Origin of the sequence: Rhodoferax sp. (assembly GCF_039922535.1) — a bacterium.
Classification (GTDB): Bacteria; Pseudomonadota; Gammaproteobacteria; order Burkholderiales; family Burkholderiaceae_C; genus Rhodoferax_B.
This window is the reverse complement of sequence record NZ_JBDTEM010000320.1, coordinates 1-13,239: the sequence shown is the minus strand read 5'-3', so window position 1 is coordinate 13,239 and position 13,239 is coordinate 1. Positions and strand designations below refer to the sequence as shown.

Genomic DNA, 13,239 nt, shown 5'->3' with positions numbered 1-13,239 from the left:
TTGGCAGGCAAGCCGCAGGTGCTGTTACTGGATGAACCCCTGTCGGCGCTGGATGCCAAGATCCGCGTCTCGTTGCGCGAAGAAATCCGTGCCGTGCAGCGCGAGCTGGGCATCACCTCGGTGTTTGTGACCCATGACCAGGAAGAAGCGCTGTCCATTTCCGACCGCATCGTGGTGCTGAGCGAAGGCCGGGTCGAGCAGATCGGTACCCCCAGCGAGGTCTACAACTTCCCGCGCACCCGCTTCGTGGCCTCGTTTGTCGGTACGCTGAACCTGCTGTCGGGTGTGGTGGTGGACCCGGCCTCGGGCCAGATTTCTGTGGCCGGCCAGCCTTTGGTGACGGCTACCAAGATGCCGGGCGCGGTGGCGGGGCAAACCCGGGCGCTGGCCATCCGGCCCGAAGCCATCACGCTGGAACCGCCGGTGCCGGGCCGCAACGCCCTGCAGGCCACCGTAGAAGACGTGAATTTTCTGGGGGCGGTGGTGCGCATCCGCGTGCGTGCAGAGTCGTTTGTGCTGTCGCTCGACGTGTTTAACGATCCCCACCGGGCCCTGCCGCAGCGTGGCGAGAACGTGACCCTGGGCTTTTCGTTTGACAACCTCTTAGTTCTGGAAGAAACGGTCTGAGCCATGGCATCTGCACTGACACCCGGCTGGTCTGAGGCCAACCGCCGCGCCCTCCAGCAAATGCTGGATAACCTAGGCCAGCACAGCCCCGGCTATGACCCTGCCCGCAAGCCCTATGCGGTGTTCGACTGGGACAACACCTGCATCATGAATGACACCGAAGAGGCGTTGTTGCTGTACCAGGCGGAAAACCTGCATTTCAAATTGACCCCGGCCGAGTTTGCCGAGGTGCTGCGCCAGGGTGTGCCCGAAGGCGTGCTCCACGCCGACTACACCAACCTGGAGGGCCAGCCCGTGTCCATGCACGACCTGGCCGCCGACATCGACGAGGCCTATGCTTGGCTCTACGCCCACTGCGATACCTTGGGTGGCACGCAGCCGTTGGCCGACATCCGCCTGACCGAGCCGTTCAAGAACTTCCGCGCCAAGTTCTATTTTCTGTACGGTGCGCTGTGTGATACCTATCCGATGGAAGTCGGCTACAAGTGGATCATCTATTTCTATAAAAACTTCACCCCGGCCGAGTTCCAGGCCATGGTGACCGCCTGCGTGGCACAGAACCTGGGTGAGACCTTGGTGCAAGCGCCTATCCACAGCAGTGCTGAGCTGCCGGGCCGGGCCGGGCGGGTCGCCCCGGTGCACTTCTACGGCATGCGGGTCGATGCCGACATGGTGGCGTTGATGGGGGCTTTGCGCGCCCACGGTTTTGATGTGCATGTGTCCACCGCGTCGATGGACGATGTGGTGCGCGTATTTGCCAGCCACCCGGACTACGGCTACGGCGTTGCGCCCGAGAACGTGCTGGGCCTGAAGCTGGAAATCCAGGACGGCAAATACACCAACGTGTACCGCGCAGACTGGCACTTCAACTGGGGGCCGGGCAAAACCATCGGCATCGAAAAGCATTTCCTTGCCGCCAAAGGCTATGGTCCGGCTCTGGTGTGTGGCGACAGCGATGGCGACGCCTGGATGATGAAAGACTTTGCCGACACCCGCCTGGGCGTGATCATCAACCGCCTGCACCCCGGCCAGATCGGTGCCAACAGCCAACAAGCTGTGGCCACGCTAGGCCAGCCGAATGTGCGCTTTTTGCTACAGGGCCGCGACGAACATACCGGCCGCTTCAACGGCCAAGAAGCCACGCTGAAATACGGACAGACCGAAGTCCGCCTTCTGGCTTAACGCGGGGCAGCCGCTGCGGCTGCTGCACGGGTGCCGCCCAGCGTGCCGCGTGTCAGTGCGAATGTGATCAGCGCCGACCCGGCAATACCCAGCACCATGGGCCGAGCGCTGCCGTCCACAAACAGGCCCACCACGGCCATCACCAGTGCACCCACGACAAACTGCACCGTGCCCAGCATGGCGGATGCCGTGCCCGCAATCTGCCCGTGGTCGTCTAGCGCCAGCACAGCCGATGTGGGCACCACCATGCCCAGAAAGCAGTAGCCGACGAACAGCAGCACCAACAGCACATCCAAGCGGTCCACGCCCACCAGGTTCAGCGCCGCCAGCAAGGCCATGACTCCGGCAAACCCGATGACGGCCAGCTTGACCACGCGGGCCATGCCAAAGCGCTGGCTGAGTGCGCCGGTGAACTGCGATGCGCCAATGAAGGCGGCGGCGTTGGCGGCGAAACAGAAGCTGTACTGGCGCGGCGTCAATCCGTAATGGTCGATCAGCACAAACGACGAGTTGGCCAGGTAGGCAAAAAAGCTGGCAATGCCAAAGCCGCCAATGCAGGCCAGACCCAGAAAATGGCGGTCGCGCAGCAGCACGCCATAAGAGCTGAGGGCGCTGCCTACGCTGCTGTCCACCCGGTCCGCGGGCGGGCGCGTCTCGGGCAGGCTGGTGGCTAGCAGCGCAATACCCAGTGCGGCGGCGATCGTTACGGCCCAGAACACGCTGCGCCAGCCAAACCATTCGATCAGGTAGCTGCCGGTCAGCGGTGCCAGCACCGGCGACACGCTGAACACCAGCATCAGCATGGACATCAGCCGTGCGGCATCGTGCCCGGTGTGCAGGTCACGCACCACGGCGCGCGGCACCACCATGCCCGCGCAAGCGCCCAGGCCTTGTACAAAGCGCAGGATGACCAGGGTGTGGATGTCCGGCGCCAGGGCGCAGCCCACGCTGGCAGCTGCAAACAGCAGCAGCCCAAAATACAGCGGCAGCTTGCGCCCCACCATGTCCGACACCGGACCGTAAATCAGCTGGCCAATGCTCAGTGCCAGAAAAAACGCCATCAAACTGGCCTGCACCGCGCCCATGGATGCGCCCAGGCTCTGGCCGATGGAGGGCAGGGCGGGCAAGTACATGTCAATGGCGAACGGGCCGATGGCAGACAGCAAACCCAGGACCAGTGCAGTGCGGAAGAAGTGTGATTTCATGTGGCAGCCATGTAGCGAAAACCCAAAAACGGAAAAACCCGCAGAACCAAAAGCTCTGCGGGTTTTAAATTTGGTGGTGATAGGTGGATTTGAACCACCGACATCAGCATTATGAATGCTGCGCTCTAACCAACTGAGCTATATCACCAAAGAGCAAGATTATATACCGGATTTTGCCTTGGTTTTAGCGGTGCGTGAAAACGGCTTTGCGCTTGTTCAGGAAGGCATCCATCCCTTCGCGTTTGTCGGCGGTAGAGAACATGGCGTGGAACAGGCGGCGCTCGAACAGCATGCCTTCGCTGAGGCTGCTCTCAAAAGCGCGGTTGACCGATTCCTTGGTCGCCATCACCGCCAGTTGGCCGTAGTCGCAAATCACCAGGGCGGCACCCAGCACCTCGGTCATCAGTTGGTCCAGCGGTACTACGCGGCTGACCAGGCCTGCGCGCTCGGCCTCGGTGGCGTCCATCATGCGGCCGGTGAGGGCCATGTCCATGGCTTTGGATTTGCCCACGGCGCGCGGCAGGCGCTGGGTGCCGCCCGCGCCGGGAATCATGCCCAGCTTGATCTCGGGTTGGCCAAACTTGGCGTTGTCGGCGGCAATGATGAAGTCGCAGGCCATGGCCAGCTCGCAGCCACCGCCCAGGGCAAAGCCCGCTACAGCGGCAATCACCGGCTTGCGTACGGTGCGCAGGGTTTCCCAGTTGCGGGTTACGAAATCGGTCTTGAAAGTTTCGGCAAAGTCGTAGGCCGCCATGGCCGCGATGTCCGCACCCGCGGCAAAGGCTTTCTCGCTGCCGGTGATGACCATGCAGCCAATGGCGGGATCGGCATCAAACGCCTTGAGCGCGTGGCCCAGTTCGTCCATCAGTTGGTCGTTCAGAGCATTGAGTTGTTTGGGGCGGTTCAGGGCGATGATGCCGACCTTGTCCGCTTCGGTGGTGACGGTAATTGCCTGGTAGTCCATTAAAAATCCTTGTGCTGCAGAAAATGGATTTGCTATTTAATTGAGAGCTGCTTGTGCTGGTCAGATAAGCGCAAGAGGCACTTTTTATATAAATTAAGTTTTACCGGGTTCCAGCCAGGCCATAACGGCGCGTGGATTCTCGGTGGCCAGCCGCCAGGTGGTGGTGCTGGCTATGGTGGGCAAGCTTAGCGGCAGGCGCAGCAGGCGTTTGTCGCGCGCCACCAGGGCGGTGACTTGGCGGGTGCTGCCCGCGTACAGCAGCAGATCGTCCAGCTTGGCCATGCGCCAGCCGCCGTCGGTGGTTTCCACGCCCAACCATTCGTCGCCCGCCGCCATGCCCGCCTGCTCGGCCGCACCGCCGCGCAGCACGACCTTGATCTGCACGCCCTGGGCTTCGGACACGCGCAGGCCCAGGCGCTGGGCCAGTTGGGCCGGGTCTTCATGCACCGCCACGCCGTGCCCGGCCAGCAGGTCTTTGAGCGGCAAATCGGCGGTGCCGTGCACCCAGGCCTGGATTTCGGCCTCAAAGCTGCGCCCGGCCAGTTGGGCCAGGACCTCGGCAAAGTCGGCCTCGCGCATCGGCCCGGCCTGGCAGCGTTGCCACAGGGCGCGCATCACATCGTCCAGCGTGGTCTGGCCCTGGCCACGCAGGGTCAGATCAAAGCACAGTGCTACCAGCGCACCCTTGGTGTAGTAGCTGACGGTGGCGTTGGGCGTGTTTTCGTCCTGCCGGTAGTACTTGACCCACGCATCCATGCTGGCCTGGGCCACCGATTGCACGAAGCGCCCCGGTGTTTGCTGCACCTGGTTGATGGTTTTGTTCAACAGCTTGAGGTAGTGGGCGTTGTCCAGCAGCCCCGCGCGGCGCAGCAGCAGGTCGTCGTAATAGCTGGTGAAACCTTCAAAAAACCACAGCAGCGGCGTGTACTGCTCTGCGTCATAGGCGTAGCGCGCAAATTCGGCGGGGCGCAGGCGCTTGACGTTCCAGGTGTGGAAGTATTCGTGGCAGATCAGCCCCAGCAGCGTGGTGTAGCCCTCGCTGCGTTTGACCAGAGCGGCGGGCTTTTTGGCCTCGGCATCGGGGGTGCGCGGCAGGTCGCGGCGGTTGCAGACCAGTACGGTGGAATTGCAATGTTCCAGCCCGCCGTAGCCGTCGTCCACGGCGTTGAGGATGAAGACGTAGCTTTTGTGCAGCGGTTTGCCGGGTTTTTTGCCGTTGCCGTTGGCGCTGTGCCAGAAGCGGATTTCGGTCTCGCAAATCGCCTTGGTGTCGGCCAGCAGCCGCGCGCCGTCGAACGAGGGCGGTGCGCCCGCCACCACAAAGCGGTGCGGCACGCCGCAGGCCTTGAACTCACCGCTCCAGAAGGTGCCCAGCTCCACCGGGCAGTCCACCAGTTCGTCGTAGTGGGCGGCCTGGTATTGGCCAAAGCCCGCGGTATCCACTTTGGTGGCGGTCAAGCCGGTGGCGACCGACCAGTGCGCTGTGGCCGGGGTGGCCTCCAACTCCAGCCCATGCACTGCATCTTCGTGCCCGTGCACGCGTAAGAACAGGCTGGTGCCGTTGAAGAAGCCGCGGCTTGCGTCCAGCCAGGCGCTGCGCACCGATGTATCAAAGGCGTAGACCTCACACACCAGCACCAGCGGTTTGCCCGGCTGGGCCGCCACTTCCCAGGTGTTTTTGTCCAGCTGCTGCACGGGCAGGGCGCGTTTGCCCTGGCGGGCATGCAGATGCTGGAGGTTTTTGGAGAATTCGCGGACCAGGTAGCTGCCCGGAATCCACACCGGCAGCGACACCCGCTGCAGGGCGGCGGGCTGGGCGATGGTCAGCGTGACGCGGAACAGGTGGGCATGCAGGTTGGCAAGCTCCACGCGGTAATGGACGGGGCACATCTCAGTGGTATTGGGCATGGCACCAAGAATACCCCACTGTGCTCAGGTCCCCGCAGCCCCCAGCAGGCAACACACCACGGCTACGGTAGTGATGTGCAGGCGCATCGGCAGCCAAGCCGCCAGCCCGGCCTGGGGCCAGGTTTTATGGTCTACCACGTAACAGGCTACCAGCAGCAAGCCCAGTAGCGGCAAACCCGCGTAGGCGGGCATCACTACCGCCACCCAGGCCACCAGCGAGGGCACCACGCCCCAGGCTATGTGCCGCAGGCCATTCGGCGCATTGGGGCGCAAGCCAATACCCCAATGGATGCCGCCCAAAAACGCGGTGATGACACCCCCGTAGCTGACCAACGCGATGGCCACAAACGGGTGCAGGTTGTCTGCCACCATCCACACCAGCGCAGCTAACAGCACAAAAGGCACCAGGCCCAGATAGGCCAGGCGGCGCACCAAAGTTTCTACGGTCATGTTTTGCATGGGCGTAATTTTCACGGCATTTGCCGTTGCGCCCACGGGGGCTGCGAAGATTAGTCAGGATTTACGCGAGTCCCCTGATGGCCCAGAGGGCATCAGGGGATGCTGCGTATGTCCTATCAATTCCTTATCTTCGCCAGCTGCGCTTCCACCTGCTCCGAGGGAACGGCACCGGGGATGCGCGAGCCGTCGGCAAACAGCAGGGTGGGCGTGCCGGTGATGCGGTACTTTTTGCCGAACTCGACATTGCGTGCCAGGGCGGGCGCATCGCACATGGAGGGCGCCTGGGCCGGGGTTTGGCTGCGCAGCATCCAGTCTTGCCAGGCCTTAGCCTTGTCTTTGGCGCACCAGATGTTGCGGGCCTTTTCGGTGGAGTCGGCGCTCAAAATGGGGTACAGGTACAGCGAGATGGTCACGTTGTCCACCTTCTGCAGGTCTTTCTCAAAACGCTTGCAGTAGCCGCAGTTGGGGTCTTCAAACACCGCAATCTTGCGTTTGCCGTTGCCGCGCACGATGGTGAACGCGTCTTTGCTGGGCAGGCTGTCGAAGTCCACCGCGCTGAGTTTGTTGACCCGCTCTTCGGTCAGGTTGCGGCGGGCCTTGGTGTCGATCAGGTTGCCCTGGATCAGGAAGTTGCCTTCGGCATCGGTGTACATGATGTCGCCGCCACTCACCGTCAACTCAAACAGCCCGGGCATGGCGCTTTTGTTGATCTCTTCAATTTTGGGCATTTGCGGAATGCGCTCGGCCAGGTTCTTGCGGATCGCGGCTTCTTGGGCTTGCGCACCCAGGCACGCGATGGCGATGGCCGTGGCGACCGCAAATTTCAAAAATGTCATGTCAATTCCCGAATGTTTCTAATCCCATGGCCTGCCGCGCGACCCAGGTCTTGACCCAGCCGCTGCGCTCAAACCCCTGCATGCCCCAGTTGCGCAGCCCCTGTGTGGTCGCGTCACCGCGCGCAAACAACTGCTGCAAACCGTCCGTTGCCCCGCCCACCGCCAGCAGCGCCGTCTTGCGCGTCCGCTCGTACTGGCGTAGCAGGCGCGCGTCGCCCACACTGCGCCAGTACTCGCGGCCCTGTAGTACCTGCGCCAGCGTGGCCGCATCGCCCAGGCCCAGATTCAGTCCCTGGCCCGCCAGCGGATGCACGGTGTGCGCCGCGTCGCCCGCTAACACCCAAGCGCGTTGGCCTTGGCTACCGATCCAGCGGCTGGCCTGCGCCTTGTGCAATGGCCAGGCCGCCCGTGGGCCGTCCAGCGCCAGGCTTCCCAGTGCGCCGTGGCTGGCCTCTTGCAAAGCCAAACAAAAATCTTCGGGTGACAAGGCCAGCAGCGCTGCGGCGCGGTCCTCTTGCACAGACCACACCACGGCCACAGAGTTCCCCGCCTCGCCCTGCATGGGCAAAAAAGCCAGGATTTCGCCATTGACAAACCACTGCCGTGCGGTCTGGTTGTGCGGTTTTTGGCATACCAACCGGGTGGCTACGGCCTGCTGGTGGTAGGGCATGCTGTCGAATTCCACGCCCAGCTCGGCCCGGGTGGCGCTGGCCTTGCCTTCGCAGACCACGGTCAGGGCGGCTGCGACGGGGCTGTCCACCACCTCGATCATCGGCTGGTAGCGCACCGCCTCGCCCAGGCGGGTTTCCAGCGCGGGTACGTCCACGATCCAGGCCAGCGCAGGTGCGCCCTGCTGGCTGGCGGTAAAGGTGACTTCGCCGCCCTTGTCGCCCCAGACGTGCATCTGTTGCACCGCCGTTGCGTGCTCGGCGTCGGGCCAGCAGCGCAGGGATTCAAGCAGCGTGCGCGATGCCGTGTTGAGTGCGTAGGCGCGCACGTCGTCGGCTGGGGCGGGATGGGCCGGATCGGCGACCAAGGCCACGCGCAGCCGGTCCCGCGCCAGCAACAACGCCAAAGTGCGGCCGACAATGCCAGCGCCACGGATACAAATGTCAAAAGGTTGGGCCATATCAGGATTGTAGGAGGCGGTCACAATATTGGATTTGCCAAGGATTTGCCCCCATGGATGTCACCGCCACCATCTCCCACCTGTTCGTCTACCCCGTCAAATCCTGCGCCGGGGTGGCGCTGGACCAGGTGACGCTGCTTGATACCGGCCTGGAGTTCGACCGCGCCTGGATGGTGGTGGACGCGCAGGGCCAGTTCGTCACCCAGCGCGAGCTGCCGCGCATGGCCCTGGTCCAGCCCCAGCTCAAAGCATTTGAGATGGTTTTACGGGCCCCAGGCATGCTGGACCTGCACGTGCAGCTAGACAAAGTAGAGCACGCCGTGCAAGTCACCGTGTGGAAAGACACCGTGCCTGCCTTCGACATGGGCGACTTGGCAGCACAGTGGTTCAGCGACTTTTTGGGCCATCCGCTGCGCCTGGTGCGCTTCAACCCCGACCACCGCCGCCTGTCCAGCGCGCAATGGACGGGCGACGCTGAGGGCTTGAACCAGTTTTCTGACGGCTTCGCGGTGCTGGTGATCAGCGAAGCCTCGTTGGCTGACCTGAACCAACGCCTGGTTGCCGCCGGGGAGGCCGCCGTCACCATGGAGCGCTTTCGCCCCAACATCGTGCTGGCAGGCATCGAAGCCCACGACGAAGACCGGCTGGACGAACTGCTGATCGCCACCGTCCAGGGCGAGGCCCGCCTGCGCATGGTCAAACCCTGCCCGCGCTGCCCGATTCCCAACATCGACCCCCGCACCGCTCTGAGCACCCCCACCGTGGGCGACATGCTGCAAACCTACCGCCAAACCGCCGTCGTCGGTGGTGCCGTGGCCTTTGGCATGAACGCCATCGTATTGCAAGGTATGGACGTGGTGCTGCAAGTCGGCCAGGCGGCCACGGCGGATTACAAGTTCGACTAAACCCTGTCGAATACACTAGATGGTTATCTTTCACCATCTACGCCGCCCCACGGCACGCAATAAACAACCCTGTCCCCTTCGTGGGATACCACGGAACCGGCTTTGCCGGGCCGTCGGTATCGCCCCCTGCAAGGGGGTTGGCGAAGCGACACGCAGTGCGCGCAGACTGGGGGTGTGCAAAGGAAACCCATGAAATGTGGCATTGTTGGCTTGCCCAATGTCGGTAAATCGACCCTGTTTAACGCCTTGACCAAGGCGGGTATCGCTGCGGAAAACTATCCCTTTTGCACCATCGAGCCCAACGTTGGCATCGTCGAGGTGCCCGATGCGCGCATGGAGCAGCTGGCCGTGATCGTCAAACCCGAGCGCATGGTGCCTGCGGTGGTCGAATTTGTCGACATCGCCGGTTTGGTGGCCGGTGCCAGCACGGGCGAAGGCCTGGGCAATAAGTTTTTGGCGCACATCCGCGAAACCGATGCCACCATCAATGTGGTGCGCTGCTTTGAAGACGACAACGTGATCCACGTGGCGGGCAAGGTCGATCCGATCTCCGACATCGAAGTGATCCAGACCGAACTCTGCCTGGCCGATCTGTCCGCCGTGGAAAAAGCCCTGCACCGTGTGACCAAGCTGGCGCGCTCGGGCGACAAAGAATCCATCAAGCTGGTAGCGATTCTGGAGAAGTGCCAGGTGGCGCTGAACGAAGCCAAGCCGGTGCGCACGCTGGACTTCACCAAGGAAGAGCTGCCGCTGCTCAAGCAATTCTTCCTGATCACCGCCAAGCCCGCCATGTTTGTGGCCAACGTGGCCGAAGACGGGTTTGAGAACAACCCCATGCTGGACCGCCTGAAGGCCTACGCCGCTGCGCAAAACGCGCCCGTGGTGGCCATCAGCGCCAAGATGGAAGCCGAAATGGCCGAGATGGAGGACGAAGACCGCGCCATGTTCCTGGAAGAGTTGGGTCAGACCGAGCCCGGTCTGAACCGCCTGATCCGCGCCGCCTACACCTTGCTGGGCCTGCAAACCTACTTCACCGCCGGTGTGAAGGAAGTGCGCGCCTGGACCATCCACGTCGGCGACACCGGCCCGCAAGCGGCGGGCGTGATCCACACCGACTTCGAGAAGGGCTATATCCGCGCCCAGACCATTGCCTTTGACGACTACATCGCCTTCAAGGGCGAGCAGGGCGCGAAGGACGCGGGCAAGATGCGGGCCGAAGGCAAGGAATACGTCGTCAAGGACGGCGACGTGATGAACTTCTTGTTCAGCTCTTAATTTTTTAAGCTTTTTAGGCCTCTGGCGCAGGTAGTACCTGCGCTGGCAGCTATAAAAACTGTAGTAGCTAATTTTTCCCACTGTATTGCCTCCCATGACCGAACCGGTACGCCTTGCCAAACGCCTCGCTGAACAGCTGGCCTGCTCCCGCCGTGAGGCGGAGCAGTACATCGAAGGCGGCTGGGTACGGGTGGATGGGCAGGTGGTGGACGAGCCGATGTTCCGCGTCGGTGCACAAAAGATCACCGTGGACTCCGATGCCAGCCTGCTGGTGGCACCCACGGTCACGCTCTTGCTGCACAAACCCGTAGGTTTTACCGCTGGGTTGGATGCAGGCCCAGGCCCGAAAGCGCAGCCCGCGCTGACCTTGCTGACGCGCGAGAACCATGCTGTCGACGACCGTTCCGGCATCCGCACCCTCAAGAAGCACTTCGCCCAGTTGCGCCTGGCCACGCCCATGGACAGCCGCGCCAGTGGCTTGGTGGTCTACACCCAGGACGGCCGGGTAGTGCGCAAGCTGGAAGAAGATGCCGACCTGATCGAGCACGAGGTGATGGTGGAGGTGGTGGGCGATGTCACCCCCGGCATGCTGCGCAAACTGGCCGATCCGGTGCAGTACGTTGAGAAGATTTTGACGGCCGCCAAGGTCAGCATCAGCAGCAATACCGACACCGAAACCCGCTTGCGTTTCGCCCTCAAAGGCGAACGCCCGGGACAGATCGACTATCTGTGCGAAAGCGCGGGCTTGCAGATTCGCAGCGTCAAACGCATCCGCGTGGGCCGCGTGGCCATGACGGCGCTAGCGCCCGGCCAGTGGCGCTACCTGGCTGAACACGAGCGGTTTTAAAACCAATCTGCCGGGAACGCCCAAATCAGCGACCCGGTCATCATCACGTAGCGCAAGAACTTGCCTATCGCCATATAGCCCAAGCAGGGCCAAAACGGCAGTTTCAGCCAGCCCGCCACCGCACACAGCGGGTCGCCCACCAAGGGCAGCCAGGCCAGCAAACAGGCTTTGGGCCCTAACTTCTCCAGCCAGCCCAGCACGCGGGTGTGGTGCGATGAATGCTGGTATTTATCCGCTACCCGGTGTGCGCCAAAACCCATCCACCAGTCCACCGCGCCACCCAGGGTGTTGCCCGCAGTGGCGACCAGGATGGCGGGCCAGAAGAGTTCGGGGTTGAGCTTGACCAGCCCAAACACCACCGGCTCCGAGCCCAGTGGCAGCAGTGTGGCCGAGATAAACGAGACGATAAATACGGTGCTCAGGCCGAATTGCGGCAGGGCCAACAGGGTGAGAAGGTGGGCTATCCAGGATTCCATGGGCCCAGTGTAGTGGGGCGCTCGCAGCGTTTTTGCGCTACTGCCGCCAATTTTTCACTATGTGGAAATGTCAAACCGCACTGCGAAACCGGGCATTGCTGCACTGCAATATTTTTTATCAAAATACAAAAATTGTTTTCACATCATAAAAAATAATTCGTAAGCAATTGATTTTGTTCGGTTAAATTTTTAATCTTATATAAGACATAAGAGTATGAAAAGTCTTATAGAAGACTTAGAATTTATGCATCGGCACCGCAAACCACTGCAGTGCAGACCCCTTGATTCGCTTTTCCATCCACCTTGGAGTTTTTATGCCGCAATCCATCACCGAACAACTCAGCCGTGACCAACAAGCTGCCGCTCTGCAAAAAGACTGGGACACCAACCCCCGTTGGAAGGGCATCAAGCGTGGTTACACGGCGGCCGAAGTCGTGCGTCTGCGTGGCTCTTTCCCCATCGAGCACACCCTGGCCCGCCGTGGTGCAGAAAAGCTCTGGGATCTGTTGCACACCGAAGCCTATGTGAACTGCCTGGGCGCGTTGACCGGTGGCCAGGCCATGCAGCAAGTCAAGGCCGGCGTGAAAGCCATCTACCTGTCCGGCTGGCAAGTCGCTGCCGACAACAACGGCTACGCCGCCATGTACCCCGACCAGTCGCTGTACCCCGTGGATTCGGTGCCAAAGGTGGTCGAGCGCATCAACAACACCTTCCGCCGTGCCGACGAAATCCAGCACTCCAAGGGCATTGACGCAGGCGACGCAGGCTATATCGACAACTTCGCGCCCATCGTGGCCGATGCCGAAGCCGGTTTCGGCGGCGTGCTGAACGCGTTTGAACTGATGAAGGCCATGATCAACTCCGGCGCGGCCGGCGTGCACTGGGAAGACCAGTTGGCCTCCGTCAAGAAGTGCGGCCACATGGGCGGCAAAGTGCTGGTGCCTACCGCCGAAGCCGTGCAAAAGCTGATCGCTGCCCGCATGGCCGCCGACGTGTGCGGCGTGCCCACCCTGGTGATTGCCCGCACCGATGCCGAAGCCGCCGACTTGCTGACCAGCGACTACGACGAAAACGACAAACCTTTCATCACTGGTGAGCGCACTTCCGAAGGTTTCTACAAGACCAACAAGGGCATGGACCAGGCCATCAGCCGCGCCATTGCCTACGCCCACTACGCCGATCTGGTGTGGTGCGAAACCGGCACGCCCGACCTGGAATTTGCCCGCAAATTTGCCGAAGCCGTGCATAAGGTCCACCCCGGCAAGATGCTGGCCTACAACTGCTCGCCATCCTTCAACTGGAAGAAAAACCTGGACGACGCGACCATCGCCAAGTTCCAGCGCGAGCTGGGTGCCATGGGTTACAAGTACCAGTTCATCACCCTGGCTGGCATCCATTCCATGTGGTACAACATGTTCGACTTGGC

Annotated in this window: 13 protein-coding genes and 1 tRNA gene; 6 read left to right on the top strand and 8 right to left on the bottom strand. The window is 62.0% G+C overall.

Translation table 11 applies throughout. From position 1 onward, the window contains the following. The coding region (locus tag ABI213_RS15340) for an ABC transporter ATP-binding protein (protein WP_348027724.1) at positions 1–627 on the top strand (627 nt) is incomplete at its 5' end. A 3-nt stretch (positions 628–630) separates the two neighbouring features. Further along, positions 631–1,809 carry an HAD family hydrolase gene (locus ABI213_RS15335; RefSeq protein WP_348008338.1) on the top strand — a complete coding sequence of 393 codons (1,179 nt, stop codon included), beginning with the start codon at positions 631–633 and terminating at the stop codon, positions 1,807–1,809. On the opposite strand, the gene ABI213_RS15330 is transcribed toward ABI213_RS15335, so the two are convergent. From ABI213_RS15330 to ABI213_RS15300, 7 genes are all read right to left on the bottom strand, one after another. After that, entirely contained in the window at positions 1,806–3,014 is a 1,209-nt protein-coding gene (locus ABI213_RS15330; RefSeq protein ID WP_348008337.1) for a multidrug effflux MFS transporter, read from the bottom strand. The genes ABI213_RS15335 and ABI213_RS15330 overlap by 4 nt on opposite strands. 71 nt (positions 3,015–3,085) lie before the next feature. Continuing rightward, a tRNA-Met gene (locus ABI213_RS15325) sits at positions 3,086–3,162 on the bottom strand. 36 nt (positions 3,163–3,198) lie between these two features. Further along, positions 3,199–3,978, bottom strand: coding sequence for an enoyl-CoA hydratase (locus tag ABI213_RS15320; RefSeq protein WP_348008336.1), 780 nt, complete (start codon positions 3,976–3,978; stop codon positions 3,199–3,201). A gap of 93 nt (positions 3,979–4,071) precedes the next feature. Then, a complete protein-coding gene (locus ABI213_RS15315) occupies positions 4,072–5,886 on the bottom strand; it encodes a peptidase M61 (protein WP_348008335.1) in 1,815 nt (604 codons plus the stop codon). A gap of 24 nt (positions 5,887–5,910) precedes the next feature. Continuing rightward, on the bottom strand, positions 5,911–6,345 hold the full coding sequence (locus tag ABI213_RS15310) for a DUF3429 domain-containing protein (RefSeq protein ID WP_348008334.1): 435 nt from the start codon (positions 6,343–6,345) through the stop codon (positions 5,911–5,913). 116 nt (positions 6,346–6,461) lie between these two features. Beyond that, positions 6,462–7,181, bottom strand: coding sequence for a DsbC family protein (locus ABI213_RS15305; protein WP_348008333.1), 720 nt, complete (start codon positions 7,179–7,181; stop codon positions 6,462–6,464). Between the two features lies 1 nt (position 7,182). Continuing rightward, positions 7,183–8,310: an FAD-dependent monooxygenase gene (locus ABI213_RS15300; RefSeq protein ID WP_348008332.1), complete on the bottom strand. Its 1,128-nt coding sequence runs from the start codon at positions 8,308–8,310 to the stop codon at positions 7,183–7,185. Between the two features lie 53 nt (positions 8,311–8,363). Between ABI213_RS15300 and ABI213_RS15295 the strand changes: the two genes are divergently transcribed. From ABI213_RS15295 to ABI213_RS15285, 3 genes are all read left to right on the top strand, one after another. Further along, a complete protein-coding gene (locus tag ABI213_RS15295) occupies positions 8,364–9,215 on the top strand; it encodes an MOSC N-terminal beta barrel domain-containing protein (RefSeq protein WP_348008331.1) in 852 nt (283 codons plus the stop codon). Between the two features lie 189 nt (positions 9,216–9,404). Beyond that, positions 9,405–10,490 carry a redox-regulated ATPase YchF gene (ychF, locus tag ABI213_RS15290; protein WP_348008330.1) on the top strand — a complete coding sequence of 362 codons (1,086 nt, stop codon included), beginning with the start codon at positions 9,405–9,407 and terminating at the stop codon, positions 10,488–10,490. A 94-nt stretch (positions 10,491–10,584) separates the two neighbouring features. Then, positions 10,585–11,337 (top strand): RNA pseudouridine synthase, encoded by a 753-nt coding sequence (locus ABI213_RS15285; protein ID WP_348007826.1) that lies wholly within the window; start codon positions 10,585–10,587, stop codon positions 11,335–11,337. Here the strand turns inward: ABI213_RS15285 and ABI213_RS15280 are convergent. Continuing rightward, positions 11,334–11,813, bottom strand: coding sequence for a YqaA family protein (locus ABI213_RS15280; protein WP_348007825.1), 480 nt, complete (start codon positions 11,811–11,813; stop codon positions 11,334–11,336). The two genes, ABI213_RS15285 and ABI213_RS15280, sit on opposite strands and share 4 nt — an antisense overlap. Before the next feature lie 314 nt (positions 11,814–12,127). Between ABI213_RS15280 and aceA the strand changes: the two genes are divergently transcribed. Further along, positions 12,128–13,239, top strand: a 1,112-nt coding sequence (aceA, locus tag ABI213_RS15275; RefSeq protein ID WP_348027722.1) for an isocitrate lyase, incomplete at its 3' end; no start/stop codon positions are given.

Coding starts and splice junctions, on each gene's coding strand:
- ABI213_RS15335 (WP_348008338.1), top strand. CDS start 631: ATGGCATCTGCACTGACACCCGGCTGGTCTGAGGCCAACCGCCGCGCC.
- ABI213_RS15305 (WP_348008333.1), bottom strand. CDS start 7,181: ATGACATTTTTGAAATTTGCGGTCGCCACGGCCATCGCCATCGCGTGC.
- ABI213_RS15315 (WP_348008335.1), bottom strand. CDS start 5,886: ATGCCCAATACCACTGAGATGTGCCCCGTCCATTACCGCGTGGAGCTT.
- ABI213_RS15295 (WP_348008331.1), top strand. CDS start 8,364: ATGGATGTCACCGCCACCATCTCCCACCTGTTCGTCTACCCCGTCAAA.
- ABI213_RS15300 (WP_348008332.1), bottom strand. CDS start 8,310: ATGGCCCAACCTTTTGACATTTGTATCCGTGGCGCTGGCATTGTCGGC.
- ABI213_RS15285 (WP_348007826.1), top strand. CDS start 10,585: ATGACCGAACCGGTACGCCTTGCCAAACGCCTCGCTGAACAGCTGGCC.
- ychF (WP_348008330.1), top strand. CDS start 9,405: ATGAAATGTGGCATTGTTGGCTTGCCCAATGTCGGTAAATCGACCCTG.
- ABI213_RS15330 (WP_348008337.1), bottom strand. CDS start 3,014: ATGAAATCACACTTCTTCCGCACTGCACTGGTCCTGGGTTTGCTGTCT.
- ABI213_RS15320 (WP_348008336.1), bottom strand. CDS start 3,978: ATGGACTACCAGGCAATTACCGTCACCACCGAAGCGGACAAGGTCGGC.
- ABI213_RS15280 (WP_348007825.1), bottom strand. CDS start 11,813: ATGGAATCCTGGATAGCCCACCTTCTCACCCTGTTGGCCCTGCCGCAA.
- ABI213_RS15310 (WP_348008334.1), bottom strand. CDS start 6,345: ATGCAAAACATGACCGTAGAAACTTTGGTGCGCCGCCTGGCCTATCTG.